Genomic DNA, 24,676 nt, shown 5'->3' on the forward strand with positions numbered 1-24,676 from the left:
GTACGCGTACCGGTCGTCCGCGTGTCGGTCAGGCCGGCGCCTCCGTCCCCGGTGCTCGTGCCGGTCACGCCGGGACCCCCCGTCGCCGTACCAGCACGACCAGCACCGGCACCCCCACCAGTGCCGTCATCACGCCGGCCGGCACCTCCGCGGGGGCCCGTACGACCCGTCCCGCGACGTCCGCCCCCACCAGCAGCGCCGCACCGAGCAGCGCGGACAGCGGCAGCACCGCGCGATGCCCGCCGGAGCCGGAGACCAGCCGCCGGGCCAGATGCGGGACCGCGAGGCCCACGAAGGCGATCGGCCCGGCCGCGGCGACCGCGGCGGCCGTCAGCAGGGTCGCGCCGAGGGCCGCCGCGCCCCGCACCCACCGCACCCGGTGCCCCAGCGCCCGCGCGGTGTCGTCCCCCAGCGCCAACGCGTCCAGCCCCCGCGCGCACGCCAGGACCAGCAGCACCCCGGCCGCCAGAAACGGCAGCATCCTTACGACCGTGTCCGCGTCGCGCCCGCTGAGCGCCCCCACCTGCCAGAACCGGAACTGGTCCAGCGTGGCCGAGCTGGAGGTCAGGACGACGGTCGTGGCGCCCGCGGTCATCGCGGACAACGCCGTCCCCGCCAGCGCCAGCTTCACCGGCGACGCCCCGCCCCGCCCGCGCGCCGCGATCCCGTACACCAGACACGCGGCGACCACGGCCCCGGCGAAGGCGTACCAGACGTACCCCCCGAAGCCGTTCGCCGCCCCGAGGCCGATGGCGAGGACGACCCCGGCCGCGGCCCCCTGGCTCAGCCCCAGGATGCCGGGGTCGGCGAGCGGATTGCGGGTGACGGCCTGCAACGCCGCCCCCGCGAGCCCGAGCGCGGCCCCTGCGGCCAGCCCGATCTCGGTGCGCGGCACCCGCAGCGACCGTACGACGAGAGCGTCCGGGGAACTCCCGCCGTGCAGCAGGGCGTCGAGGGCGGCGGACAGCGGCACCGCACGGGTGCCGACCGCGAGGCTGAGCAGACCGACGGCGGCCACCGCGAGGACGGCCGCCGGCCAGGCGAGGTGTTTCGGGCTCACGTGCCGAGGTGCTCGGCGAGCTGCCGGATCACCAGGCGCGCCGCGGTCGGCCCGGCGTTGAGGTACCAGGGATCGTCGTCGACCTTCACCGCGTGCCCGGCCCGCACGGCCTTCATCGACTTCCACAGCGGCCCGGCCACGACTGCCACAGAGGCGTCGGTGCTGCCCGAATCGCCCTGGCCGGAGTAGAAGATCCAGTCCCCGTCGGCGGTGTCGATGCTCTCCGCGCCGATGTCCTCCGAAATGGCGTGGAACCGCTGCGACGCGGGCCGCTGGAGCCCCATGTCGACGGCGATGGACCCGGTGAAGGAGGAGACGCCGAACATGCGGGTGCGGTCGGGCGTGAACCGCACCATGGAGACGCTGGGGTCTCCTTCGACGGCCTTACCCTTCTCCTCCGCGTCCCCCACGATCTCGTCGAGCATGTCGTGCGCGGCCTCACCCCTGCCGACGGCGTCGCCGACCAGCAGCAGATCGCGCTTCCAGTTGATGCCGTTGCCCGCGGTGATCACGGTCGGCGCGATCTTCGAGAGCTTGGGGTAGAGCTCGCCGAGCGAGTCGTTGGCCAGAATCAGGTCGGGCTCGGCGGCGGCGAGCGACTCCAGGTTGGGTGCCTGCCGGGTGCCGGCGTCGGCCATACCGGCGAGCCGCGCCTTGTCCTTGGGGAAGGCGTCCGCGAGGTAGTCGGGGACGAGCCCGGCGTTGTCGGCGCGGGTGGTGGCCGTCGGCACGATGCCCAGGGACAGCAGGTCGTCGAGCTGCCCGGTGCTGAGAACGGCGATCTTCTTCGGCTCCGCCTTGAGAGTCGTCCTGCCCGCGAAGTGGGTGACGGTTCGGGGGAACGCCCCGTCCGTGTCCTTGTCCGAGCCCATGCCGTCGGCGAGAGCGCTCGGCGCGGCGGACGGGCCCTCCGTGGCCCCTGCCGAGGCACCCATCACCGGGTTGCGCCCGCCGGCCGCCTTCTTGGCGCCCGCGTCACCACCGCCCGAGGACGAGCAGCCGACCAGCAGCCCTCCGACGACGGACGTGGCCAGGACGGCCTTCACAGCTATTGCGCGCACGGCTACTCCGCTACTCCGATGTGCTAAGGCAAGGCAAGCCTTACCTTAGCCGGTCCGGGAGTATCGTCGGACATGGAGGAGGTCCGCACGATGACCGTTCAGCTGAACCACACCATCGTCGCCGCGCACGACAAGCACGCCTCGGCCCGGTTCCTCGCCGACATCCTGGGCCTGGACGTGAGCCCCCAGTACGGCCCCTTCATCCCGGTCGAGATCCCCAACGGCGTGACCCTCGACTACATGGACACCAGCGGCCCGATCACGCCGCAGCACTACGCGTTCCTCGTCTCCGAACCCGACTTCGACACCATCCTGAACCGCGTCCGGCAGGCCGGCCTGACGCACTGGGCGGACCCGTTCCACCACCGGGTCGACGAGATCAACCACAACGACGGCGGCCGAGGCACGTACTTCGACGACCCGAACGGCCACAACCTGGAGATACTTACGCGGCCTTATGGGAGCGGGACGAGGAGCGCGTGACTCATCCGCCCGCCTGACCGCCGGCCCGCCTGCCTGCTTGTCCGCCTGCCGGCCCCGCCCGCTGGCCCGCCAGCTCGCTCGCCTGCCTGCGTGCCGTCAGCGCGGGGCGATCGCCGCCTCCGCCGCCGCCTTGATCCGGGAGCCGAAGGCAGGGGCGTCCTTGCGGGCGGCGGCGAGCGCCAGGCCGACGAGGAGCTTGCCCAGCCCGTGGCCTTCCAGCACGTTGAAGATACGGACCCGGGTCCGGCCGTCGGCCAGCGGCTCCACGTCGTAGCCGCCTTCGCGTGCCATCACGCTGTTCTTCGACACCTCGGCCCAGCGGATCTTCGCCGGGGCTTCGAGGGTGGTGATGCGGAACTCCCTGGCGCTCTTCATCCCGGCGTCCTTGACAGTGCTCCGGAAGACCGTGCCCACGGTGGTCGGGGTGTCGGGGACCCGCTCGATCCTGAGCACCCGGGGGCTGAACTGCGGATCGTTGCGTCCGTCGGCGAGGTAGGCGAACACCTCCTCGACGGGCCGGTCGACCTCGACCGTCACTTCGAACTGTCCTGACATGGGCCCTCCTGATGGGTCGAGCCACCATGCGCCCGCGCGCCGCCTTCGGCAGACGTCCGCCGGATCGCGAGGCCGAGGGGGAGCTGCCTCGCGCCCGAGCGAAGGAACGCCGGGGTCGCGGTGCCGCACCGCACGTCCTGTCGTAGCGGCACCGCGACCCTACGGGACCTCCGGGCTTCGCGCGCGGCGAACGGGACGACCACGAGGGGCGGGCTCGGCCCCATGGCGGCGCCGGGTCGCGTCCCCGGTTCCGCGGAACAGCGGGCACAAGTCCCGCGACTCCCGCGGTGGCTCCCGCTGGGCGGGCGGGCATGGTGCCGCGCACGTCGGTGCGGCGGCCCGCTGCCATAATCCAGCCGTGAACGCGAGTGCGCGGGCGGACGGAATACCGGCGGGCCGACTGGCGCTCCGCTCCACGTCGGACCAGCCCATGGAGTGGGCCATGCGCCCCGCGGAGCCGGCGGACGTCGAGCCGATCGTGGAGATTCGGGCCGTCGTGATGCGCCCGGACCTGGAGCGGTTGGGCCGCTTCGACGAGCATCGGGTCCGGCAGCGGCTGCGGGATGCCTTCTCCCCGCGGCACACCTCCGTCGTCTTGGCGGGTGGCGCCCTGGCGGGCGGAGCCCTGGTGGGCTGCGTCGCGTTGCGGCCGGCCGAGGACGGGCTCTGGCTGGAGCACTTCTATCTCGCCCCGGAGGTCCAGGGCCGGGGGCTCGGTTCGGCCGTCCTGCGCACCCTGCTGGACCGGACCGACGCCGACGGTCGGTCCGTCCGCCTGAACGTCCTGCGGGGCAGCGCCGCCCGGCGGCTGTACGAGCGCCACGGGTTCACCGTGGAGGCTCAGGACCCGATCGACATCTACATGGTGCGAGTGCCGGGTGCGGGCGCGGAGGCGGGAGAAAAGTGAACGTCAAGGGGGAAACGGGCGTTCACGGGGTCGCCCGACCGCGGCAAGGGGCCGATCCTTCGCACGGTCCACGTCACGCCTCGACCACAGCCCTTCCCGGCTGCTGCGGTCCGCCGAGGTCCACCGAGCGCAGCTGCCTTGACGGCCCGTCAAACGCCCCGAGGGCGCGGCGGCGTGCCCGTCCGCATGCCCCGTAGTCCCTCGTCGAGCCGGAACCCGTACGGTGATACTCCCTATGCATCAAACGTGATGTTCCCCACCGGGAAATCTCAACGGGCCCAGGGCCCCGGCGTCATCGCGTCGCACGCTCTATTCGACGGCCGGAGCTGTCATCACGTCAGCGATTCCACGATGATTCAGTGCGCCCCGCGAACTCGGCGGACCATGCCCTTCCGGCACCGGGACAAGCGCGGCGTCCGCGATCGCACCCGCGATCCCATTCAGAAAACGTTCTGGAGACAAACCCGATGAAGCTCGCCAAGCGTCTCATCCTCACCACCACGGCTCTCGCCGCCGTGACCGCCGGCACGCTCTTGAGCGCGACGACGGGCCAGGCCGCGACCTCGCAGCCCGCCCACGCCGACGTCAAGGCTCCCGCCGCGCTCAAGGTCCCCGACGGCAACCGGCTCACCGGCGTCTTCTCCGCCGAAGGCGTCCAGACCTACACCTGCACCGACGGCACGTGGAAGCTGCTGGAACCCGCCGCCACCCTCTGGGCCAGAAACGACCGCTCCCACCGCCCCGTCGCCCTCCACTCCCGCGGCCCCGTCTGGGTGTCCACGGTGGACGGCAGCGCGGTCAACGCCACCGCCATCGCCAACTCCCCCAAGACCGGCACCATCCCCGAGCTCCTCCTGCAGTCCACCACCACGCGTGGCACCGGGGTCTTCGCCGACGTCTCCTACATCCAGCGCCTCAACACCCACGGCGGCGTCGCCCCCACCACGGCCTGCACCGGCACCGACCAGATCAGCGTCCCGTACTCCGCCACGTACACCTTCTACAAGCCCACCAAGTGACGCGGTAGCGAACAACGGCGGCAGGGCCCACCGGAGAATCTCAAGGGGGCCCTGCCCTGCCGGCGCGCAACTCGCGGCGTCGGCACGGTCCCACGCGAAGTGCCGCCAGTACGACCTGACTTGAGGCCGGGTCAGCGCATGTGGTGCTCGGATCAGAGCAAGCGCCGCACCACGGTGTCGTTGAGCCGGTCGACGTAGGCCGTGAGACCCCGTCCATGTCTCCGAAGCGGCACCCTGGTCGGCGGTCGGCGGTCGGCGGTCGGCGGTCGGCGGTCCGCGACCGCGTCAACCCCTATGGCTTCGTCGCCTTCTCCCTCGACCCGGGCACCCGAGCCGGCGGACCCACGACGAATCGACGGCGGTGGCCTACTACGCCGTCTCCGGCTCGTACGGCCAGACCGAGCCGGTCGACACCTTCACGCTCCGCCGTACCCGCGACGACGGACCGAACCCGCGCTGATCCAGCCGCAGCCCGATGTTCCCCGCCCTCTTTCCTGGACTTCACGTGCCGGAGCCGCGCGAGTCGTGGCGCTTGTCTGGAATGGGTGGCGCACCCGGCCGCGACACATCGCCCCCACCGGCCGCCATCGCGCTCCAGCCGTGAGGAAGCCATGGACCACAATGCCCTCGGCAGATCCGCCCGAGACATCGCGCACGTCCGCGCGGGCCTCGGCTTCGCCGCCGTACTCGCCGTCGCCGCTGCCTACCTGACGCCGACCGCGGCGGAGGCCGACCCCGCGAGCCGTGCGGCGACCACGCAGTGGTCGACCGAGACCCTCGCACCCGGCCTGGAGGTACGTACCGGAACCATCCGGCACGCCGACGTCACGCACAGCTGGACGGTCGCCGTTCAGTCCCCGGGCGTCAGCCGGTTGACCGGCGCCGCGACCTGGGCCGAGGTCGGCACCCGCGGCTGGGCCGAAATCACGGCACAGCAGCTGCGCGACGCGGATTTCCGGCCGCGCGTCGAGAGCGTCCGGTGGCCCGACTACGCCGACAGCCCGCAAGGGGCGATGGGGCTTCGGGTGCGGGTCGGCTCCTTCTCCACCCAGGCCGCCGCCCAGTCCGCCGCGGCGGCGATCACCTCGGCCGGGTTCCACACCTCGACCGCCTGGACCGGCTACGACATCCAGCAGCCGGCCGACCGGGAGAACGTGCATGTCGCGGTGATCGACCCACGCGTCTTCAACGGCACCGTCGAGGGCACCCACGACAGCAATGTCGCGCGGCGGGAGACCACCTCGTCGATCGCCGCCCGGCTGCACTCGCTGGTCGCCGTCAACGGTGGCTTCTTCGTCACCTCGGACGCCGACGGCGTCCAGGGCACCATGTCCGGCCTGGGCGTCTACGACGGTCAGTTGGGGTCGATGGCGGTCGGCTCGCGGGCCGCGCTGATCCTCGGCGACGGCGGGCGCCACATCCGTGTGGCCGACCTGACCACCACCGTCACCGCCCGCGCGGGGAGCTCCTCGTACCGGATCCAGGGCATCAACCGGGTGCCGGGGCTGGTGCGCGACTGTGGCCGTCCGGGCGCCACACCCAGCGCCCTGCCCTGGCAGGACGTCACCTGCCGACTGACCGACGACCTGGTCCAGTTCACCCCCGTGTTCGGCGCCGACCTGCCCACCGGGCACGGCGTCCAGGCGGTGCTGGACGCGTCCGGCCGGGTGGTCTCCGTCGGTGCGCGCGGCGGGCGGGTACCGACGGGCGGGCGCATCCTGCAGGGCATCGGCGGTGCTGCCGAGTGGCTGACCGCGAACGCCGAGCCCGGTAGCCGCATCCGTGTCGACGAGGTCGTCCGCGACACCAGCGGCCGGCGCGTCGAACTCGACGGTGACGATTCCGTCGTGAGCGCCGCCCCCACCCTGGTGAAGGACGGCCACATCGACATCGACGCGGCCGCCGAGGGCGTGGTCGACCCGAAGGACCTGTCCTTCGGATACGCCTGGGCCAACGCCCGCCAGCCGCGCTCCCTGGCAGGTGTCGACGGGATGGGCCGGCTGATCCTGGCCACGGTCGACGGGCGGCAGACCGGTGGCAGCGAAGGCTTCACCCTCTACGAGGCAGCCGAGTTCATGCGCTCGCTCGGCGCCGTGCAGGCGCTGAACCTCGACGGCGGCGGCTCCACCGCCATGGCCGTCCGCGGCACCCTGGTCAACAACCCCTCGGACGCGACCGGTGAGCGCGCGGTCGGGGACACGGTGCAGGTGCTCCCGGCCGACGCCGGCTGACAGGGGCCGCTACGTGTCCGAGACGTCCGGGGCGGGCACGACACCGGTCGGGCAGGACGCCCCCCGTTCGTCTCGAACGGGGTACTCAGCAGCTGTGCATCGGACCGGAAGCTCGCACCTCCCTTGAGTTCACCTACGTCCCCCGCCTAGGACGGGACGGCGGCGTCGGCTTCCGACTCGTCGGTCCCCGGATCCTGTGACGGTTCGCGGAGCTGCTCTCGCAGATAGTTCCAGACCACCGCGATCAGCGCGGCGAGCGGTACCGCGAGCAGACTGCCCACGATGCCTGCCAGATTGCCGCCCAACGTCACGGCCAGCAGGACCACTGCCGCATGGAGGCCGAGCCCACGACTCTGGATCATGGGCTGGAACACGTTGCCCTCGAGCTGCTGCACCACGACGATGATGGCCAGCACGATCAGCGCGTCCGTCAGGCCGTTGGAGACCAGGGCGATAAGAACCGCGACGAGACCGGCGAACAGGGCACCAATGATCGGCACGAACGCGGAGACGAAGGTCAGCACAGCCAGCGGGAGCACCAGCGGTACCCCCAGAACCCACAGGCCCAGGCCGATCAGGACGGCGTCGAGCAGGCCGACAGCCGCCTGGGAACGCACGAACGCTCCCAGGGTGTCCCAGCCACGCGCGGCCACGGTCGGGACGTCGGTGGCGAGCCGACCGGGCAGCTGATGGGCGAGCCACGGCAGGAACCGCGGGCCGTCCTTGAGGAAGAAGAACATCAGGAAGAGGGCCAGGACGGCAGTGACCAAGCCGTTCACCACGGTGCTCACTCCCGTGACGACAGCGCCGACCATGCTGCCGATGCCGTCCTGCGCGCGGGAGACCGCGGTGTCGAAGGCCTTGTTGATCTGAGCGTCACCGATGTTCAACGGCGGCCCGGCGGCCCACTCGCGCAACTTCTGGATGCCTTCGACCACGCCGTCGGTCAGCTGGCCGGACTGGGATGCCACTGGTACCGCGATCAGTGCCACGACGCCGATGGCGACCAGGAGGAACACCACGGTCACCACCGATGCGGCCAGTGCGGGTTTCCACCCGCGACGACGCAGGAAACGCGTCGGTGGCCAGGTCAGTGTGGTCAGAAGCAGCCCGACCACGAGCGGCCAGACGACCGACCACATCTGGCCCAGGATCCACAGAGTCACCGCGAGCATCAGAAATATCAGCAGCGACTCCGCGGACACACGCGCCGACGTGCGGAGCGCGGCGCGGGCTCTGGTGGAACTCAAAGTGGCAGTCACGGATGCACCCTATGGGTGCACAAGTCACACCGGCACCACGCGAAGCTCGTCTCCAACGGGACAAGGTTGTTCCTGGGGCAGCAGTCGGGCGGCGGACTCCAGGTCCCCCCACTGCTGACGCGGGCTTTCGGGCCCTCGGGCCGGCCGGTTCAGGCGGCCACTGATGTTCGACTGCCATGCGCCGCGGCGGAGCGTGCGGGCCGCAGCCGTGTCCGGAAGGCCGTCCGGACAGCTGTCATGCCACGGGACGCGAGATGCGCATGTTGCTGCCTACGCTCGTAGGGAACAGGTTCCCCTGGACCGTGCGGCAACGGTCGCGGAGGTGACAGCTGTGCGTGCCTCGCTGATACAGCTGTCCGTGGACTCGTCGGAGTCCGCCGACGAGCGCCGTCACAGGGCAGCTTCCCTGGTCCGCGGCCGGGCGGGCGACGATCTCGTGGTCCTGCCGGAGCTGTGGACGGCCGGCGCCTGGGCGTACGACCGCTGGGGGCGCGATGCCGAAGGGGTCGACGGCCCCACTGCCGAGGTCATGTCCGCCGCCGCTCGTCAGGCCGGGGCGTGGCTCCATGCCGGATCGATCGTCGAGCGGGACCGGGACGGGACGCTGTACAACACCGCTCTCCTTTTCGACCGGGAGGGCGAGTTGCACGGTAGCTATCGCAAGATCCATCGATACGGCTTCGACACCGGTGAGGCGACCATGATGGGCGGCGGCGACGACATCGTCACCGTGCCCACCGACTTCGGTGTGATCGGCCTCGCCATCTGCTACGACCTCCGCTTTCCCGAACTCTTCCGGGGCCTGCTCGACGCGGGCGCCGAGCTGATCGCGGTGCCTGCCGCATGGCCCGCGGCCCGCCTCAGCCACTGGAGGCTCCTTACGCGCACGAGGGCCCTGGAGGAACAGGTCTTCCTCCTGGCCTGTTGCGCGGCAGGCGCCCATGGCGGCATGCGGCAGGCCGGACACAGCATGGTGATCGACCCCTGGGGAGCCGTCCTGGGCGCGGCCCGCACCGCGGAGGAGACGGTGACGGTGGATGTCGACATGGCCGAAGTCGCCCGGATCCGTGCCGAACTTCCCGTGCTGCGCGATCGTGTCCTCGCCATCGAGACCCCCGGACAGCGGTGAATCCCGCGGCAGACAGGGGCGGCCACGCCACGGGGAGACATGCGACTGCGTTGTCGGCTGGAGCGGTCCGTCATCCGCGTACGTGGGCAAGAAGCTCCTCTCCCACGAGGTAGGGGCGTTCCTTGGGCAGCAGTCGGGCGGCCGAGTCCAGGTCCCCACTGCTGACGAGGGTGTGGATCTCGTGGGCGAGTGGGGTCACGTCGCGGATGCCGACCGTCCACTCGTCCGCGTAGCGCCGTACGGCCTCACCGGAGAGGCCGAGTTGCAGGGACCGGTACGACAGGGGCTGGAGGCGCAGGTCCCGCTCCGGGTCCCACTGCACGCGAGCGGGCGCACGCTTCAACTGACGCTGCCAGGCGGCACGGTCGGCGTGAACCCCGCGGGCGTAGCTCGACAGGCACGCGTGGCGCAGCGCCCACTCGAAGCCGTCGCGGGTGATCTCGACAGCCAGGACGGTCTCCTGCCCTGCCTTGGCGGCCCAGCCGCAGCGGTACATCATCCACAAGAACGACGGCTTGATCCACGTCATCCTGTCGCGCTTCCACGAGGCGGGGAAACGGCCGTCGCGGACGGCGGGCAGGCCGATTTCCGGGGAGTACGCCTGGTAGACGGTGATCGTGGATTCCGAGTGGTCCGCACGGATCATGAGTTGCGGTTCTTCCATGGCGTACAGCGTGGAGTCGGCCGGTTCAGGCGGCCACTGATTTTCAGATACCCGTCGGGCAAGACGCCCCCCAGGTCCTCTTGAACCGGTCGCCCAGCTTGCCCCCCCGTCCCAGCGGGTTGGACGGGCACGGAATCGCTTGGAACTCTCGCGCGTTGAGGACAGTGGGTAGGGGATGCCGGTGGTGTGCGAGCCGAGTAGCCCGAGTGATCGAGCTGACAGATATTGGAGGTGTCGCGATGGCGGCGCAGACGCAGAGGGCCGTGCTGGCCGGCGGATGCTTCTGGGGGATGGAGGAGCTGGTCCGCCGACTCCCGGGTGTGACGGCGACCCGGGTCGGATACACCGGGGGTGACGTGCCGAACGCGACGTACCGTAACCACGGCACGCACGCGGAGGCCATTGAGATCCTTTTCGACCCCGCGAAGACCGACTTCCGCGCGCTCCTGGAGTTCTTCTTCCAGATCCACGACCCGAGCACCAAGAACCGCCAGGGCAACGACATCGGCCTCAGCTATCGCTCGGCGATCTACTACGTGGATGACGAGCAGAAGCGCGTCGCCGAGGACACGATCGCGGATGTGGACGCCTCCGGACTGTGGCCCGGCAAGGTCGTCACCGAGGTGGAGCCGGTCGGCCCCTTCTGGGAGGCCGAGCCTGAGCACCAGGACTACCTGCAGCGTTACCCGGGCGGCTACACCTGCCACTTCCCGCGCCCGGGATGGCGGCTGCCCGCCCGCGCGGAGGGCTGACGGGACGAGGTCGCCGTGGAACAGTTCCGCGGCGACCCGGCCCGGGCGAGGTGAGCCGGGAGGCGTCAGTGCGGCAGGGTCGCCGGGCTGCCGCCGTTCGCCTCGTAGCCCGCGACCGCCAGGGCCCGGTAGACCGCGAACTCCGCGGCCGGGTCGGCGGACAGGGTCCAGGGGAGGGCGCCGACGTGGCCGTCGATGTGTATGAGCTGACTCATCGCCTCGGCCCAGCGCTCGGAACGGACCAGGAAGAAGACCAGAAGGTGGCGGACGTGCGCCAGCATCGGGTCGTCGGGGCGGGAGGAGTGCACGGCGTGCAGCGCTCCGTGGACCGCCTTCGTGACGACCTCGCTCTGGTAGAAGCCGCTGACCAGGTTCACCTCGGGAAGGTGCTCGAAGACCGCGAAGAGCGGCATGGCGGCCAGCAGTGAGCCCCGGGGAGCACGGGCGGCCGCCGCTTCGGCGAAGCCGTACGCCTGCTCGCGCGAGCCGTGCCACTTCTCGCACCAGTAGTGGAGGGCGGCGAGATGCGCCCCCATGTGGTTCGGCGCGCGGTCCAGGATCTTCAGCCACAGCTGCTCGAACTCCGCCTGGGAATAGGCCAGTCCGCGTGCCACGGAGAGCTCGATGATGTACGGGATCGGGTCGCCGGGGGCCAGCAGTGCCGCGTCGCCGCAGGCCGCCTTGGCCTCCTCCATGATGATCCGGAACTCGTCCGTGCCGGGTGTCGAGGTCCGCCACGCCTGCTGGACCAGGAACTCCGCGTGCACCGCCGCGCCTCCCGGGTCCTTGGGCGCCTGCGTCCGCCACATCCGCAGCCACTGCCCACCCGGAATTTCGCTGACCCCGCCGGGCCGCTGCCGCAGCTCCAGGGAGGCGGCGCCGGCGAAGGCCTGCACACGCTGCCAGCGCAGCTCGCCCTCCGTCTCGGTGCCGGCCAGGAGCTGGGCGGCCGCAGGGTGGTCCTGGCTGCGCTGCACCACGTCCAGGACGTCCACCAGGTCCTGGTCGGGGCCGGGCATCCGGATGTCGAGCTCCTCCTGCTGCGCGAATCCGTAGTTCGCGGGGTCCGCGGCGTCCGGGTGGCCCGGGTGGACCTGCTCGATCATGCCGCGCCTGCGCCGCAGGAAGGGCAGCAGCACGAAGCCGAACAGGACCAGCGCCATCAGGACCCAGAGAATTTCCATGTCCCAAGGGTTCCAGACACCTCGGACAATTGGCGAACCCGGTCGGCGGTCTGTGGATAACCTCCGCCGGCCCACCGCGGCGACGTGCCTCACCGTCTCCCCGTCCCGCCGTCATCGGCTCCGTAGGCGCACTACCCTCGGTTCCCATGAGCGACAGGATCAGTCAGCACTTCGAGACCCTCGCGATCCACGCGGGCAACACCGCGGATCCCCTCACCGGCGCGGTCGTCCCGCCGATCTACCAGGTCTCGACCTACAAACAGGACGGCGTCGGCGGTCTGCGCGGCGGCTATGAGTACAGCCGCAGCGCCAATCCGACGCGCACCGCCCTGGAGGAGAACCTCGCAGCCCTGGAGGGCGGGCGCCGGGGCCTCGCGTTCGCGTCCGGGCTGGCGGCCGAGGACTGCCTGCTGCGCACGCTGCTCAGCCCCGGCGACCATGTGGTCATCCCCAACGACGCCTACGGCGGCACGTTCCGTCTGTTCGCGAAGGTCGTCTCGCGGTGGGGCGTGGAGTGGTCGGTCGCCGACACCGCCGATCCCGCCGCCGTACGGGCCGCCATCACCCCGAAGACGAAGGCCGTGTGGGTGGAGACCCCCTCCAACCCGCTGCTCGGCATCACCGACATCGCCGCCGTCGCCCAGGCCGCCCACGAGGCGGGCGCCCGGCTCGTGGTCGACAACACCTTCGCCACGCCGTACCTGCAGCAGCCGCTGTCGCTCGGCGCGGACGTCGTCGTGCACTCCCTGACCAAGTACATGGGCGGCCACTCGGACGTCGTCGGCGGCGCGCTGGTCGTCAGCGACCCGGACCTGGGGGAGGAGCTCGCGTACCACCAGAACGCGATGGGCGCGGTCGCCGGGCCCTTCGACTCCTGGCTGGTGCTGCGCGGCACGAAGACGCTGTCGGTACGGATGGACCGGCACAGCGAGAACGCCACGAAGGTCGCCGACATGCTGACCGGGCACGCGCGCGTGTCGAGGGTTCACTACCCGGGCCTGCCGGAGCACCCCGGCCACGAGGTCGCCGCCAAGCAGATGCGGGCGTTCGGCGGCATGGTCTCCTTCCAGGTCGAGGGCGGCGAGGACGCGGCCATCGAGGTCTGCAACCGCGCCAAGGTGTTCACGCTCGGTGAGTCACTGGGTGGCGTCGAGTCGCTGATCGAGCACCCCGGACGTATGACGCACGCCTCCGTGGCCGGCTCGGCCCTGGAGGTGCCCGCCGACCTCGTACGCCTGTCCGTGGGCATCGAGAACGTCGAGGACCTCCTGGAGGACCTGCGTCAGGCGCTCGGCTAGAGCGTCGCGCGTCGCTCTAGCCCGGTGCTCACCAGTCCGTGAGCGGTGGGGTCGTCGTGGAGGGCGGCTCCACCCAGGGCTGGACCATGAGCGCCCACACGACGAACGCCACGGTCGCGGCGAGCAGCAGCAGCCACATCAGCCGGCGGGCGGTCCTCCTGCGGCGCAGCATCCGTCCACCGCGTCGCAGGACGTCCGCGTACAGCTCCGGTGGCACCTGCGATGTCGGCCCCTCCAGGATCTGTCGTACGGCGGCCTCCCGCCTCGGCTGGTTCATGTCGGCCCCCTGCCGCCGTGTCGCGCCGTGCCGGGCAGGTGTGACCGCCTCGGGTCCTGTGGGCGCGCCCCCTTCGGGAGGGCGCCGGCTTCGCACCGGGGTCGCGGGGTCACGACGGCACCACCTTCGCGCCGATCGTCGTGGCGGCCCCCCGGGGCGGGTGCAGGAGGGTCGTGATCGCGCGGTCGCAGATCGCGCGGACGCGTTCCTGGGAGAGCCCGAGCAGCGCCGCCGCCTGTTCCTCGGCGACCCCCTCGTACAGACGCAGGACCAGGATCAGGCGTTCCTGCGGGCTCAGCCGGGCCAGCGCGCCGGCGCGACTCGGGCCGGGCCGGCCGAGGGCGCCGTACTGGTGCCAGGCCCCGCGGGCGAACCGGGTGGCCAGGTACTGACGCGCGCGGTCGTAGGGATCGTCGCCGCGTGACCGGTCCCAGCACGCGTACGTGTGGGCCAGCGCCGACGCCAGCAGGCGGCGCGCGTGGGGGTTGTCGCGCGGGTCCTCCGCCGTGAGGAGCGTGGCGGCGTGCAGCAACCGCGCCGCCGCGCCCGCGACGAACGCTTCGAACTCCCGGGCCCGGCGGACGTCCTGGGCCACATGCCGTTCTCGCACCGCGCCTCCCGACCGAGGGAGATCCTGAGGGAGATCCTGAGGAAGACCGGGCCTCGGGTCGCGTACGGACATCGCGTGGGCACATCGCGTGCGGACCACGCGACCGCGTACGACTGAGGACCCGGTCTCATCTGAGGCCAGGTGCGGCCTGTCGTCAAGAGCCGCGCAGCGCCGAGCACGATTGAAGTCCCGGAACGGAGCCCGGGGAGCCGGATCCGTGACCGAAGCCGGGAACGCGCCTCACGCGCGCGTGAGGGACGTTCAGGAGGCCGACTGCGGCTCCGCTCCCGGTAGGCCCTGGGCCGCCATCCGCGAGGACAGCGCGCTGTTGAAGCGCGTCAGGAGCGTGCAGAACGCCTCGCGCTCCTCCGGCGCCCAGTCGTGTGTCAGCTCGGCCATCAACTGACGCCTCGACGAACGCACTTCCTCAAGACGGGACAGTCCGCGCGGCGACAGCTGGAGCACCACGGCCCGCCCGTCCTCGGGGTGCGAGGTCCGCTTGACGAGCCCGGTGTCGACGAGCGGTGCCACCTGCCGGGTGACCGTCGACGAGTCGATGCCCATGCTCGCGGCGAGCGCCTTGACGCCCATCGGGCCTTCCTTGTCGAGCCGGTTGAGCAGCAGGTACGCGGCACGGTCCATGGAGTTGCGCACCTGCCCGACCCCGCCGAGCCGGGTCTGTTCGGCACGGCGGGCGAACACCGCCACCTCGTGCTGCAACGTGTCGAGGAGACCGGTGTCACCGAGGGTCGTCATGTCCATCGACATTTCAGGTGTTGTGGGCATGGCCGGAGGCTCACTTCATGAAAGGGGTGCTGGGTTGGGGGACAGGGTACGCGGCCGGGGGGCGGGCCGTACCGACGCTGGGGAAACCGATCTCGGAGGTTGGTCACAGCGGCTACTCGCGCGTGCGAACTGCGAGACTCGAGTCATGAACTACCGCGAGGCCAAGCCCGTGCCACCGGTCACGCTCGATGACGTGCGCGGAGCCCAGAAGATGCTCTCGGGCGTGTCGCGGGTGACCGCGATGGAGGGCAGCCGGCACCTGACCCAGCTGGTGGGGGCGCCGGTCCACTTCAAGTGCGAGAACCTCCAGCGGACGGGATCCTTCAAGCTGCGCGGCGCCTACGTCCGTATTGCAGCGCTGCTGCCGGAGGAGCGGGCGGCCGGTGTGGTCGCCGCCAGTGCGGGCAACCACGCGCAGGGCGTGGCCCTCGCGTCCTCGCTGCTCGGGGTGCGTTCCACGGTGTTCATGCCGAAAGGCGCCCCGCTGCCGAAGATCAGCGCCACGAAGGAGTACGGCGCGGAGGTGCGCCTGCACGGCCACGTGGTCGACGAGACGCTGGCCGCCGCGCAGGAGTACGCGCACGAGACCGGCGCGGTGTTCATCCACCCCTTCGACCACCCCGACATCATCGCCGGTCAGGGCACGGTCGGACTGGAGATCCTGGAGCAGTGCCCGGAGGTACGCACGATCGTCCTCGGCATCGGCGGCGGCGGTCTCGCGGCCGGTGTCGCGATCGCGGTGAAGGCACTCAGGCCGGACGTGCGGATCGTGGGCGTGCAGGCGGCGGGCGCGGCCGCCTACCCGCCCTCGCTGGCGGCCGGGCGCCCGGTCTCGATCGAGAACCCCGCGACGATGGCCGACGGCATGAAGGTCGGGCGGCCGGGCGACGTGCCGTTCGGCATCATCGGCGACCTGGTCGACGAGGTCCGCACGGTGACGGAGGACGAGCTGTCCGCCGCGCTGCTGCTGTGCCTGGAACGGGCCAAGCTGGTGGTCGAGCCGGCCGGTGCGAGCCCGGTCGCGGCGCTGCTGAGCGACCCCGGTTCCTTCGAGGGGCCGGTCGTGGCACTGCTGTCCGGCGGCAACGTCGACCCGCTGCTGCTCCAGCACATCCTGCGGCACGGAATGTCCGCGCAGGGCCGCTACCTGGCCGTACGCCTCAGGCTGACGGACCGGCCGGGCGCACTTGCGACACTTCTCGGAGTGTTGTCAGTGGTGGACGCTAACGTCCTCGATGTGAGCCATGTACGGACCGACCCACGGCTCGGGCTCACGGAGGCGGAGGTCGAGCTGCACCTGGAGACGAAGGGGCCGGCGCACTGCGTGGAAGTCGGCCGGGCCCTCCGCGACGCGGGCTACACGGTCATCGACTGAGGCCTTCGCGCCGCAGAACCCCAGCTCAGGGCTCTTTCGTCACTCGATCGGGTAACTTCATTGAGAGACGCGATACATCGCGTTATGGTGTGTGTCGTGGCACCTCCGACTCGCCCATCGGGCAGAACAAAAGGCATGAATCCAGGCTTTTCCAAGAATCCCCGAAGACGTGGAGACTCATATGCCAGGCGCCATCTATGCCGAAGGTCTGGTCAAGACCTTCGGTGACGTAAAGGCTCTGGACGGCGTCGACCTCGATGTCCCCGAAGGTACGGTCCTCGGCCTGCTGGGACCGAACGGCGCGGGCAAGACGACCGCCGTCCGCTGTCTGACGACCCTGCTGCGCCCCGACAGCGGCAAGGCCGTCGTCGCCGGCCTCGACGTGCTCAAGCAACCCAACGAGGTACGGCGCTCGATCGGCCTGTCCGGCCAGTTCGCCGCGGTCGACGAATACCTGACCGGCCGTGAGAACCTCCAGATGGTCGGTCAGCTCTACCAGATGAAAGCCAGGGCCGCGAAGGTCCGGGCCGGTGAGCTGCTCGACCAGTTCCACCTCGCGGACGCCGCCGACCGGCCCGCGAAGACCTACTCCGGTGGTATGCGCCGTCGACTCGACCTCGCCGCCGCCCTCGTCGTCTCACCGCCCGTGATGTTCATGGACGAACCGACGACCGGTCTCGACCCGCGCAACCGCCAGCAGCTGTGGGAGGTCATCAAACAGCTGGTCTCCGGTGGTACGACGCTGCTGCTGACCACCCAGTACCTCGAAGAGGCCGACCACCTCGCACACGACATCGCCGTGGTCGACCACGGCCATGTCATCGCGCGCGGCACCTCCGACCAGCTCAAGGCCCGCACCGGCGGTGAGCGGGTCGAGGTCGTGGTGCACGAGCGCGAGCACATCGCGACCGCCAGGGAGGTGCTGGCCGGCTTCGGCAAGGGCGACACCACCGTCGAGGACCACATGCGCAAGATCACCGTGCCGGTCTCCGGCGGTGCGAAGCTCCTCGCCGAGGTCATCCGGGAACTCGACGTCCGCGGCATCGAGATAGACGACATCGGCCTGCGCCGCCCCACCCTGGACGACGTCTTCCTGTCCCTGACCGGCCATGTGGCCGAGGTCAGGGACGAGGAGAACGGCGCGTCGGCGGACACCAAGCAGCAGAAGGAGGCCTCCGAGTGAGCGCCGTGACCGATGCCGCCCGGATCGCGGCACCCGCAAACCCCCTCGGCCAGTCGGTACGCGACTCCCTGGTCGTGGCCAAGCGCAACCTGATCCGGATGTCCCGGATCCCGGAGATGGTGATCTTCGGACTCATCCAGCCGATCATGTTCGTGGTGCTGTTCAGCTACGTCTTCGGCGGCTCCATGCAGATCGGCGGCAGCACCAGCCCCGCCGACTACAAGAACTTCCTGATGGCGGGCATCTTCGCGCAGACCGTCACGTTCGCCACCGCGGGCGCGGGCGCCGGAATCGCCGACGACATGCACAAGGGCCTCATCGACCGCTTCCGCTCGCTGCCCATGGCGCGCGGCGCGGTGCTGACGGGGCGCACCCTCGCGGACCTGGTGCAGACGGCGCTGACGCTCATGGTCCTCGCCGTGGTCGCCCTCCTGGTCGGCTGGCGGGTGGGGTCGTACGGCGACACCAACGCCGGCAAGGTCCTAGGCGCCTTCGGCCTGCTGCTTCTGCTCGGCTATGCCTTCACCTGGATCGGGGCCCTGATCGGCCTCACCGTCCGGACACCCGAGGCGGCCACGTCCGGCGGACTGATCTGGCTCTTCCCGGTGACGTTCATCTCGGCCGCGTTCGTGGACTCGGGCAATATGACGCCCTGGCTGCGACATATCGCCGAGTGGAACCCCTTCAGCGCCACGGTCCAGGCCTGCCGCGTCCTGTTCGCCAACCCGGGGCAGTCGCAGTCCGACGCCTGGCCCATGCAGCACCCGGTGTGGGCCTCGCTGATCTACTCGGTCCTGATCATCCTCGTGTTCAGGACCCTGGCCGTCCGCAAGTACCGATCCGCGACGGCATGACGATGCCCCCGGCGTCAGCGAGACGCCGGGGGTCGTTCACAACAACCAGGCCGGGTCGTGGTCAGCCGCTGTACGGCTCGGCCTTCAGGATCTTCACCGAGGCCTTCTTGCCGTTCGGCAGTTCGTAGTCCGCGTCCTCGCCGACCTTGTGGCCGATCACGCCGGAGCCCAGCGGGGACTGCGGCGAGTAGGTCTCGATGTCCGAGCTCGCGTACTCACGCGAGGCGAGCAGGAAGTCGAGGGTGTCGTCCTCGTCGCCGCCGAACGCGATCGTCACGACCATGCCGGGCGCCACCGTACCGTCCGTCGAGGCCGGCGCCTCGCCGACCTGGGCGTTCTCCAGGAGCTGGGTCAGCTGGCGCACACGGAGCTCCTGCTTGCCCTGCTCCTCCTTGGCCGCGTGGTACCCGCCGTTCTCGCGCAGGTCGCCCTCCTCGCGCGCGGCCGCGATCTTGGCGGCGATCTCCGTGCGCGCAGGACCAGACAGGTGCTCCAGCTCGGCCCTGAGCTGGTTGTACGCCTCCTGGGTCAGCCAGGTGACGTTCTCGCTGGTCTGGGTCACAGGTGCTCCTCGTAGGTACTGGGATGCAAAGCATCGCCCTACCCAGAAGAATGTTCCTCCATGGAAGGGCGAAACCACGAGCCTAACAATTCAAGGGCGTGAGGGGGAGGACATAAGCCATCAGAATCACGTCGGGGCAGGTCATCGCCCACGTATTGGGGGACGTCAGTCGGCGTGACAGCCCAGGAGCTCGGCCGTGGTGCCCGGAGACGTCGTGCGCAGCGTGACGACCTTGTCGATGCGGGTGGCGTCCCCGTCGAAGCGGAAGTCGGCCCGGCCCACCACCTCGCCGTTCTCCGCCTGGGAGCGTACGGTGCAGTAGCCGCTCGCGTCGGCGTCCTTGCGGACCTCCAGATGCACCTGGACGGTGTCCTTGCCGGGCTCGAACGTGATCACCTCGGCGCTGATCTTGTTCTGGGCGACGTAGTGATACGCGAAGTAGCCGACGACGGCGAGCAGCAGGGCCGCGAGGACGGCTCCGGCGATCTTGAGTTTGTGGTCGGCGCGCTCGTCCGAGGAGTGGCCGTAACGGCCCTCGGGCAGTCGCGTGCTCGCCGTACTCATGATCGTCCTCTCGGCAAGGCCGGGCCCCGGAATTATTGCTCCCCGGATTCGGTCACTATAGAAGCCTCCCGCCCGCCGCCCGGCTGCCACCCCTCAACGACGTACCTGCGGGACGGCACCTACCGAATGCACCCGCTCACACCGGGCGCCGACTTACGAGGATTGAGTCTTGACTGACCAGTTGCGACTGATGGCCGTGCACGCCCACCCCGACGACGAGTCCAGCAAGGGCGCGGCCACCATGGCGAAGTACGTGTCCGAGGGGGTGGACGTGCTGGTCGTGACCTGCACGGGCGGGGAGCGCGGGTCCATCCTCAATCCGAAGTTGCAGGGCGACTCGTACATCGAGGAGCACATCCACGAGGTACGCAAGAAGGAGATGGACGAGGCTCGCGAGATCCTGGGCGTCAAGCAGGAGTGGCTCGGCTTCGTCGATTCCGGCCTGCCCGAGGGCGACCCGCTGCCGCCCCTGCCGGAGGGCTGCTTCGCCCTGGAGGACGTCGACGCGGCGGCCGGGGAACTGGTGAGGAAGATCCGCTCGTTCCGCCCGCAGGTGATCACCACCTACGACGAGAACGGCGGCTACCCGCACCCCGACCACATCATGACCCACAAGATCTCGATGGTGGCGTTCGAGGGCGCGGCGGACACCGAGAAGTACCCGGAGGCGGAGTTCGGACCGGCTTACCAGTCGCGGAAGCTCTACTACAACCAGGGCTTCAACCGCCCTCGCACCGAGGCGCTGCACAAGGCGCTGCTCGACCGCGGCCTGGAGTCGCCGTACGGGGAATGGCTGGAGCGCTGGAAGGAGATCCAGCGCACCGAGCGCACGCTCACCACGCACATCCCGTGCGCCGAATACTTCGAGATCCGCGACAAGGCACTGATCGCGCACGCCACGCAGATCGACCCCGACGGCGGTTGGTTCCGCGTCCCGATGGAGATCCAGAAGGAGGTCTGGCCGACCGAGGAGTACGAGCTCGCGAAGTCCCTCGTCGATACCTCCCTCCCCGAGGACGACCTCTTTGCGGGCATCCGCGACAATGCCTGACATGAGCGCAAGCGCAAATCTGGCAATGACGCACCTCGCCGCCCTCGCCAAGGAGGTGGACGAGGACAAGGTGACCCCCGGCGTCCTCGGCTTCATCGTCTTCGCGGCGATGGCCCTGGCGGTGTGGGCCCTGATGCGGTCCATGAGCCGCCATATGAACAAGGTCGACTTCAAGGAGTCCCCGGACGGCAAGGCGCAGCCCGAGGGCACGCCGGCCGAACCGAGGGCCAAGCAGGGCTGACCGCCTCGGCGAACCGCCCGCCGCGGGCCTCCGTCATCGCTGTGGTCGGCGAGGGGGAGCAGCGGGGGGCGGGTGCGGAAACGGGCGCGGGCAGCAGCGGCACCCGGTCCGCGCAGACCGGAGGGGACGCGGCGCCGATTCCGGCGTACCCGGGGCCGATTCCGGGATCGCCCGAACTCCGGATCGGCCCGGCTACCGCGCCGCGGCCACCGCCACCCCCATGATCTCCCGCGCGTGCCTTCCCGGCACCATTCCGAGTTGCCAGGCCTGCCAGCCCGCCTCCAGGTTGATGCCGCGTTCCAGGAGCAGTTGGTATGCCTGGACGTAGTCGTCCAGCTTCTCGTCGCGGGCCGGGTGGGCGGCGCGGGACAGCTGGGTGAGTTCCTCCTGGGCGACCGCCGTGCCGATCTCCACGCCGCCCGGGGCGGCGTACGGGAGCAGGGTGGCGCGCAGGAAGCGGGCCCAGTCCTCGCCGCGGCGGTCGCCGTACGAGGTGAACAGACCCAGGGCCTCGTCGCACAGGGCCAGGGCCTGCTGGGTGCGTGCGTTGCCCGCGTCCACGACCACCAGTTCCAGACATGTCCACGCCTCGCCGTGCGCGACGCCGATCCGCTGGAAGTCGGCGCGGGCGTCCACCAGCAGCTGGCGGGCGAAGCCCGAGTTGCGCAGCGAACCCGTCTGCGCGGCCCGCTGGTCGCGGGTCGCCCGGGCCGAGTGGTGACGGGCGCAGGCCAGGCCGTAGACGTCGCGCATACGGGAGAACATCGTGCGGGAGCGTTCCAGTTCGCGGACCGCCTGGTCGAGGTCGCCCGTCTCCTCCAGGGCCTGGCCCAGGTAGTAGATCGTCCAGGCCTCGCCGCGCGCGTCCTCGTTGTCGCGGTGCCGGGACGCGGCCTGGCGCAGGGCGTCCAGCGCGGTCGAGGAATCACCGTCGACCAGCCGGGCCCGCGCCAGCTGAGTCAGGGCCCAGGCCTCGCCACGGGCGTCGCGGGTGCGGCCGTACAGATCGAGGGCGGTGCGCAGTTCCCGTTCCGCGCGCGGGACGTCGCCCATCCGCAGGCCCAGCTGGCCGAGCTGGAAGTGGGCCCAGGCCTCGCCGTGCACCGACTCGCCGGCCCGGTGCAGGACAAGGGACTCGGTGAGCAGGTCCAGGGCCTCCGCCAGCCTCGCCCGGTCCCGTTCCACCGCCGCCAGCGCGTGCATCGTCCAGGCGCGGTCGGTGGCCAGTTCGGGGGCGGCCTGGAGGTCCATGGCCTCGCGCAGCCGCGCCGCCGCCTCGGTCAGGTTGCCCTGGTGGTGGAGCGTGATGCCGAGCGAGCACAGGGCGCGGGCGGCACCCGCGTCGTGGCGGGCCTCCATGTACAGGTCCACCACCGACGTCAGGGTCGTGCGCGCCTTGTCCAGCTCGCCGAGCTGCCGCGCCGCGATACCCGTGCGCCACTGCACCGAGCGAAGCAGCAGCCCCTGGTCCACGGCCTGCGCCAGCTCGCTGATCTCACCCAGGCGGTAGAGGTCGCCGCGCAGCAGGCAGTAGTCGCACAGGGCGCCCAGAAGATTGAGCACGGCCGCCTGGTTCACGCCCTCCGCGTGCCGCAGCGCCGCCGTGATGAAGCTCGACTCGTCGTCCAGCCAGCGCAGCGCGTCGTCCAGGGAGTGGAAGCCATGCGGGCTGAAGCGGTCCGAGCGGGTCGACATGTTGCCGTCGACCAGGCGCAGCACCGAGTCCGCGAGGTCGGCGTAGTTCACGATCAGGCGTTCCTGGGCCGCCGTACGCTCGGCCGGTTCCTCCTCGTCGAGGAGGCGGGCCTGCGCGAAGGTCCGTACGACGTCGTGCAGGCGGTAGCGGTTGCCGCGGACGTGGTCGATCAGGCCCGCCCGGGACAGCGCCTCCAGATGCCTGGTCGCCTCCGTCTCGTCCGTGGCCAGCAGCGCGGCGGCCGCGGCGGCGCCGAGCGAGGCGCGGCCGGCCAGGGCGAGCCGGCGCAGCAGCCGGCGGGCCGTGTCGGACTGGTCGGTGTAGCGCAGCCACAGGACCCGCTCGGCGGGTTCGACCGGGCCGTACGCGCCCAGGTCGGCGGCCAGTTGACGGGGTGAGCGCGGGCCCAGGGACGAGCCCGCGACGCGCAGCGCCAGCGGCAGACCACCGCACAGTTGTCTGATGAGGTCGGTGGACTCGGCGTCGTAGGGCCCGGTGTCGTCCTGGGCGGCCGCGCTCAGCAGCTCCTCCGCGCCGGGCGCGTCCAGGGTCTCCACCGGCAGCCGGTGCACCCGGGCGGCGAGGTCGGCGGGCAGATCGAGGGGCTCGGCGGCGGTGACCAGGACGAGGCTGTCGGAGCGCTCCGGCACGAGCGTGCGGACCTGCTCGGGGTCGGAGGCGTCGTCCAGGACGATGGTGACCGGCAGACCGGTCAGGTGTTGGTGGTACAGCTCGCTCAGCCGCTTGACCTGCTGGTCGGCGGAGGAACGCTCCCGGAACAGCAACTGCTCACGAGGTGCGCCGAGCCGGTTCAGCAGGTGCAGCAGCGCGTCCCGGGTGGACAGCGGCTGTTCCTCCGGGCTGCCGCCGCGCAGGTCGACCACGCAGGCGCCGCGGAAGTAGTCCTTCAGGTCGTGGGCGGCGCGCACCGCGAGCGTCGTACGGCCGCTGCCGGGCGTCCCGTGCAGCACCACCACCGTCGGCAGCGTCTCAGTGCTCGCCCGGGAGGCCTGCACCCACTGCCGGATCCGGCCCATCTCCTGGCGCCGGCCCGCGAACGCGCCCGCCGGCTCCGGGAGCTGGCCGAACGACTGCTGCAACACACTGCGCCCGCGGGCCGCCGCGCTCTTGTCCGTGCCCTTGAGCCGCGGGCCGGTCTTCTTCGGCCCGGTGGACGCGCTCAGCACCCGCTGCTGGTCCAGGAACGGGCGGATGCCGCGTACCTCCAGCGCGGTCAGCCACTGCAACCGCAGCTGCTCGGGGCCGCCGGGCTGGCCCAGCGCGCCCGCGCGGTGGTGCGCCGCGGGCAGATGGGAGCCGGCCACCTTCACCACGGTCGCCGCCGCGCCCACCACCCCCACGGTGGCCCCGACGCCCAGCGCCGTGCCCGTGCCGGTGCCGAGAGCGAGGTCGGCGACGGTGGCCGCGACCGCCGCGACGCCCGCGACCAGCAACGGAGTTGTGCCGCCCTCGCGTGCGTAGCGCTGTCCGAAGGTGAGCTGTCCGGCCTCCGACTCCTCCAGGGCGCGGGTGTAGGCCGCGTACTCCTCGGCGGCCGTCTGTGCCATGGCATCCAGCGAGCCGCGGGCCCGTGACAGCAGTACGCCGCCCTCGGTACGTCCGCCCGAGCGCCGCACCTCCTCCTCCACGGCCCGCGCCAACAGCCGTTCGGCCTCAGCGCGATGACTGTCCCGCATGTCACGTCCCCCTCCGGCGGCAACGGCTTCCCGGTCGTACCTTGGTCAAGTGTGCTGCGGACGGCGCATTGGTGCGAGGGCGCGGCGAGTCTCCGACCGCCTTGCGGCACACGGGGTTTGGTGCAAGGGGATGTCCTGCCCATTGTCGTGATCACGGAAACGGAAACCTTGACGG

General features: G+C 71.0%; 24 protein-coding genes. 12 read left to right on the forward strand and 12 right to left on the reverse strand.

What is annotated here, in order from left to right:
* Positions 1–64: 64 nt before the first annotated feature.
* Entirely contained in the window at positions 65–1,060 is a 996-nt protein-coding gene (locus tag AB0H86_RS15740; protein ID WP_362437566.1) for an iron ABC transporter permease, read from the reverse strand.
* A complete protein-coding gene (locus AB0H86_RS15745; RefSeq protein WP_362437568.1) occupies positions 1,057–2,121 on the reverse strand; it encodes an iron-siderophore ABC transporter substrate-binding protein in 1,065 nt (354 codons plus the stop codon). Before AB0H86_RS15745 ends, AB0H86_RS15740 begins: the two co-directional genes overlap by 4 nt.
* Before the next feature lie 90 nt (positions 2,122–2,211).
* Between AB0H86_RS15745 and AB0H86_RS15750 the strand changes: the two genes are divergently transcribed.
* Entirely contained in the window at positions 2,212–2,604 is a 393-nt protein-coding gene (locus tag AB0H86_RS15750) for a VOC family protein (RefSeq protein ID WP_362437570.1), read from the forward strand.
* Between the two features lie 96 nt (positions 2,605–2,700).
* Here the strand turns inward: AB0H86_RS15750 and AB0H86_RS15755 are convergent, their stop codons facing one another.
* Positions 2,701–3,159: an SRPBCC family protein gene (locus tag AB0H86_RS15755; protein ID WP_362437572.1), complete on the reverse strand. Its 459-nt coding sequence runs from the start codon at positions 3,157–3,159 to the stop codon at positions 2,701–2,703.
* 442 nt (positions 3,160–3,601) lie between these two features.
* Here AB0H86_RS15755 and AB0H86_RS15760 point away from each other — a divergent pair, with 442 nt between their 5' ends.
* The 3 genes from AB0H86_RS15760 to AB0H86_RS15770 all read left to right on the forward strand — a co-directional run bounded on the left by AB0H86_RS15760 (position 3,602) and on the right by AB0H86_RS15770 (position 7,316).
* Positions 3,602–4,066, forward strand: coding sequence for a GNAT family N-acetyltransferase (locus AB0H86_RS15760; RefSeq protein ID WP_362438519.1), 465 nt, complete (start codon positions 3,602–3,604; stop codon positions 4,064–4,066).
* Between the two features lie 467 nt (positions 4,067–4,533).
* A complete protein-coding gene (locus tag AB0H86_RS15765) occupies positions 4,534–5,085 on the forward strand; it encodes a DUF3455 domain-containing protein (RefSeq protein ID WP_362437574.1) in 552 nt (183 codons plus the stop codon).
* 611 nt (positions 5,086–5,696) lie between these two features.
* Positions 5,697–7,316, forward strand: a complete 1,620-nt coding sequence (locus AB0H86_RS15770) for a phosphodiester glycosidase family protein (protein WP_362437576.1) — start codon at positions 5,697–5,699, stop codon at positions 7,314–7,316.
* Positions 7,317–7,462: 146 nt separating this feature from the next.
* Here AB0H86_RS15770 and AB0H86_RS15775 read toward each other — a convergent pair whose 3' ends face one another.
* On the reverse strand, positions 7,463–8,578 hold the full coding sequence (locus AB0H86_RS15775) for an AI-2E family transporter (RefSeq protein ID WP_362437578.1): 1,116 nt from the start codon (positions 8,576–8,578) through the stop codon (positions 7,463–7,465).
* A gap of 331 nt (positions 8,579–8,909) precedes the next feature.
* On the opposite strand from AB0H86_RS15775, the gene AB0H86_RS15780 reads away from it, so the two are divergent.
* Positions 8,910–9,707, forward strand: a complete 798-nt coding sequence (locus tag AB0H86_RS15780) for a carbon-nitrogen family hydrolase (RefSeq protein ID WP_362438522.1) — start codon at positions 8,910–8,912, stop codon at positions 9,705–9,707.
* Positions 9,708–9,777: 70 nt separating this feature from the next.
* Here AB0H86_RS15780 and AB0H86_RS15785 read toward each other — a convergent pair whose 3' ends face one another.
* Entirely contained in the window at positions 9,778–10,371 is a 594-nt protein-coding gene (locus tag AB0H86_RS15785; RefSeq protein ID WP_362437580.1) for a DUF4291 domain-containing protein, read from the reverse strand.
* A gap of 239 nt (positions 10,372–10,610) precedes the next feature.
* On the opposite strand from AB0H86_RS15785, the gene msrA reads away from it, so the two are divergent.
* Positions 10,611–11,123, forward strand: coding sequence for a peptide-methionine (S)-S-oxide reductase MsrA (gene msrA / locus AB0H86_RS15790; RefSeq protein WP_362437582.1), 513 nt, complete (start codon positions 10,611–10,613; stop codon positions 11,121–11,123).
* 65 nt (positions 11,124–11,188) lie between these two features.
* On the opposite strand, the gene AB0H86_RS15795 is transcribed toward msrA, so the two are convergent.
* Positions 11,189–12,307, reverse strand: a complete 1,119-nt coding sequence (locus tag AB0H86_RS15795) for a hypothetical protein (protein ID WP_362437584.1) — start codon at positions 12,305–12,307, stop codon at positions 11,189–11,191.
* A 146-nt stretch (positions 12,308–12,453) separates the two neighbouring features.
* On the opposite strand from AB0H86_RS15795, the gene AB0H86_RS15800 reads away from it, so the two are divergent.
* The gene (locus tag AB0H86_RS15800) at positions 12,454–13,605 is read left to right on the forward strand and encodes a cystathionine gamma-synthase (RefSeq protein ID WP_362437587.1); all 1,152 of its coding nucleotides are present in this window, start codon (positions 12,454–12,456) and stop codon (positions 13,603–13,605) included.
* Between the two features lie 28 nt (positions 13,606–13,633).
* On the opposite strand, the gene AB0H86_RS15805 is transcribed toward AB0H86_RS15800, so the two are convergent.
* From AB0H86_RS15805 to AB0H86_RS15815, 3 genes are all read right to left on the reverse strand, one after another.
* A complete protein-coding gene (locus AB0H86_RS15805) occupies positions 13,634–13,882 on the reverse strand; it encodes a hypothetical protein (protein WP_362437589.1) in 249 nt (82 codons plus the stop codon).
* A 109-nt stretch (positions 13,883–13,991) separates the two neighbouring features.
* Positions 13,992–14,492, reverse strand: coding sequence for a sigma factor-like helix-turn-helix DNA-binding protein (locus AB0H86_RS15810; protein WP_362437592.1), 501 nt, complete (start codon positions 14,490–14,492; stop codon positions 13,992–13,994).
* A gap of 261 nt (positions 14,493–14,753) precedes the next feature.
* Positions 14,754–15,260, reverse strand: coding sequence for a MarR family transcriptional regulator (locus AB0H86_RS15815; RefSeq protein ID WP_362438525.1), 507 nt, complete (start codon positions 15,258–15,260; stop codon positions 14,754–14,756).
* Positions 15,261–15,423: 163 nt separating this feature from the next.
* Here AB0H86_RS15815 and ilvA point away from each other — a divergent pair, with 163 nt between their 5' ends.
* From ilvA to AB0H86_RS15830, 3 genes are all read left to right on the forward strand, one after another.
* Entirely contained in the window at positions 15,424–16,653 is a 1,230-nt protein-coding gene (ilvA, locus tag AB0H86_RS15820) for a threonine ammonia-lyase (RefSeq protein ID WP_362437595.1), read from the forward strand.
* A 181-nt stretch (positions 16,654–16,834) separates the two neighbouring features.
* A complete protein-coding gene (locus AB0H86_RS15825; RefSeq protein ID WP_362437598.1) occupies positions 16,835–17,836 on the forward strand; it encodes an ATP-binding cassette domain-containing protein in 1,002 nt (333 codons plus the stop codon).
* Positions 17,833–18,690 carry an ABC transporter permease gene (locus tag AB0H86_RS15830; RefSeq protein ID WP_362437601.1) on the forward strand — a complete coding sequence of 286 codons (858 nt, stop codon included), beginning with the start codon at positions 17,833–17,835 and terminating at the stop codon, positions 18,688–18,690. Before AB0H86_RS15825 ends, AB0H86_RS15830 begins: the two co-directional genes overlap by 4 nt.
* Positions 18,691–18,751: 61 nt before the next feature.
* On the opposite strand, the gene greA is transcribed toward AB0H86_RS15830, so the two are convergent.
* Entirely contained in the window at positions 18,752–19,252 is a 501-nt protein-coding gene (gene greA, locus AB0H86_RS15835; protein WP_362437604.1) for a transcription elongation factor GreA, read from the reverse strand.
* A gap of 165 nt (positions 19,253–19,417) precedes the next feature.
* A complete protein-coding gene (locus AB0H86_RS15840) occupies positions 19,418–19,816 on the reverse strand; it encodes a DUF4307 domain-containing protein (RefSeq protein WP_362437607.1) in 399 nt (132 codons plus the stop codon).
* Positions 19,817–19,985: 169 nt separating this feature from the next.
* Between AB0H86_RS15840 and mca the strand changes: the two genes are divergently transcribed.
* Complete coding sequence (gene mca / locus AB0H86_RS15845) at positions 19,986–20,867, forward strand: mycothiol conjugate amidase Mca (protein ID WP_362437613.1); 882 nt, start codon at positions 19,986–19,988, stop codon at positions 20,865–20,867.
* The gene (locus AB0H86_RS15850) at positions 20,860–21,108 is read left to right on the forward strand and encodes a hypothetical protein (RefSeq protein WP_362437619.1); all 249 of its coding nucleotides are present in this window, start codon (positions 20,860–20,862) and stop codon (positions 21,106–21,108) included. Before mca ends, AB0H86_RS15850 begins: the two co-directional genes overlap by 8 nt.
* Positions 21,109–21,300: 192 nt before the next feature.
* Here the strand turns inward: AB0H86_RS15850 and AB0H86_RS15855 are convergent, their stop codons facing one another.
* Complete coding sequence (locus AB0H86_RS15855; RefSeq protein WP_362437621.1) at positions 21,301–24,501, reverse strand: tetratricopeptide repeat protein; 3,201 nt, start codon at positions 24,499–24,501, stop codon at positions 21,301–21,303.
* Between the last annotated feature and the right edge of the window lie 175 nt (positions 24,502–24,676).

The sequence above is a fragment of the Streptomyces sp. NPDC050997 genome (assembly GCF_040660135.1).
Classification (GTDB): Bacteria; Actinomycetota; Actinomycetes; order Streptomycetales; family Streptomycetaceae; genus Streptomyces.

Bases quoted from the DNA above. Each gene is read 5' to 3' on its own strand.
- msrA (WP_362437582.1), top strand. From the start codon at position 10,611: ATGGCGGCGCAGACGCAGAGGGCCGTGCTGGCCGGCGGATGCTTCTGG.
- AB0H86_RS15825 (WP_362437598.1), top strand. From the start codon at position 16,835: ATGCCAGGCGCCATCTATGCCGAAGGTCTGGTCAAGACCTTCGGTGAC.
- AB0H86_RS15800 (WP_362437587.1), top strand. From the start codon at position 12,454: ATGAGCGACAGGATCAGTCAGCACTTCGAGACCCTCGCGATCCACGCG.
- AB0H86_RS15795 (WP_362437584.1), bottom strand. From the start codon at position 12,307: ATGGAAATTCTCTGGGTCCTGATGGCGCTGGTCCTGTTCGGCTTCGTG.
- AB0H86_RS15755 (WP_362437572.1), bottom strand. From the start codon at position 3,159: ATGTCAGGACAGTTCGAAGTGACGGTCGAGGTCGACCGGCCCGTCGAG.
- AB0H86_RS15785 (WP_362437580.1), bottom strand. From the start codon at position 10,371: ATGGAAGAACCGCAACTCATGATCCGTGCGGACCACTCGGAATCCACG.
- AB0H86_RS15760 (WP_362438519.1), top strand. From the start codon at position 3,602: ATGCGCCCCGCGGAGCCGGCGGACGTCGAGCCGATCGTGGAGATTCGG.
- AB0H86_RS15815 (WP_362438525.1), bottom strand. From the start codon at position 15,260: ATGTCGATGGACATGACGACCCTCGGTGACACCGGTCTCCTCGACACG.
- AB0H86_RS15805 (WP_362437589.1), bottom strand. From the start codon at position 13,882: ATGAACCAGCCGAGGCGGGAGGCCGCCGTACGACAGATCCTGGAGGGG.
- AB0H86_RS15750 (WP_362437570.1), top strand. From the start codon at position 2,212: ATGACCGTTCAGCTGAACCACACCATCGTCGCCGCGCACGACAAGCAC.
- AB0H86_RS15850 (WP_362437619.1), top strand. From the start codon at position 20,860: ATGCCTGACATGAGCGCAAGCGCAAATCTGGCAATGACGCACCTCGCC.
- AB0H86_RS15770 (WP_362437576.1), top strand. From the start codon at position 5,697: ATGGACCACAATGCCCTCGGCAGATCCGCCCGAGACATCGCGCACGTC.
- AB0H86_RS15765 (WP_362437574.1), top strand. From the start codon at position 4,534: ATGAAGCTCGCCAAGCGTCTCATCCTCACCACCACGGCTCTCGCCGCC.
- AB0H86_RS15840 (WP_362437607.1), bottom strand. From the start codon at position 19,816: ATGAGTACGGCGAGCACGCGACTGCCCGAGGGCCGTTACGGCCACTCC.
- AB0H86_RS15855 (WP_362437621.1), bottom strand. From the start codon at position 24,501: ATGCGGGACAGTCATCGCGCTGAGGCCGAACGGCTGTTGGCGCGGGCC.
- ilvA (WP_362437595.1), top strand. From the start codon at position 15,424: ATGAACTACCGCGAGGCCAAGCCCGTGCCACCGGTCACGCTCGATGAC.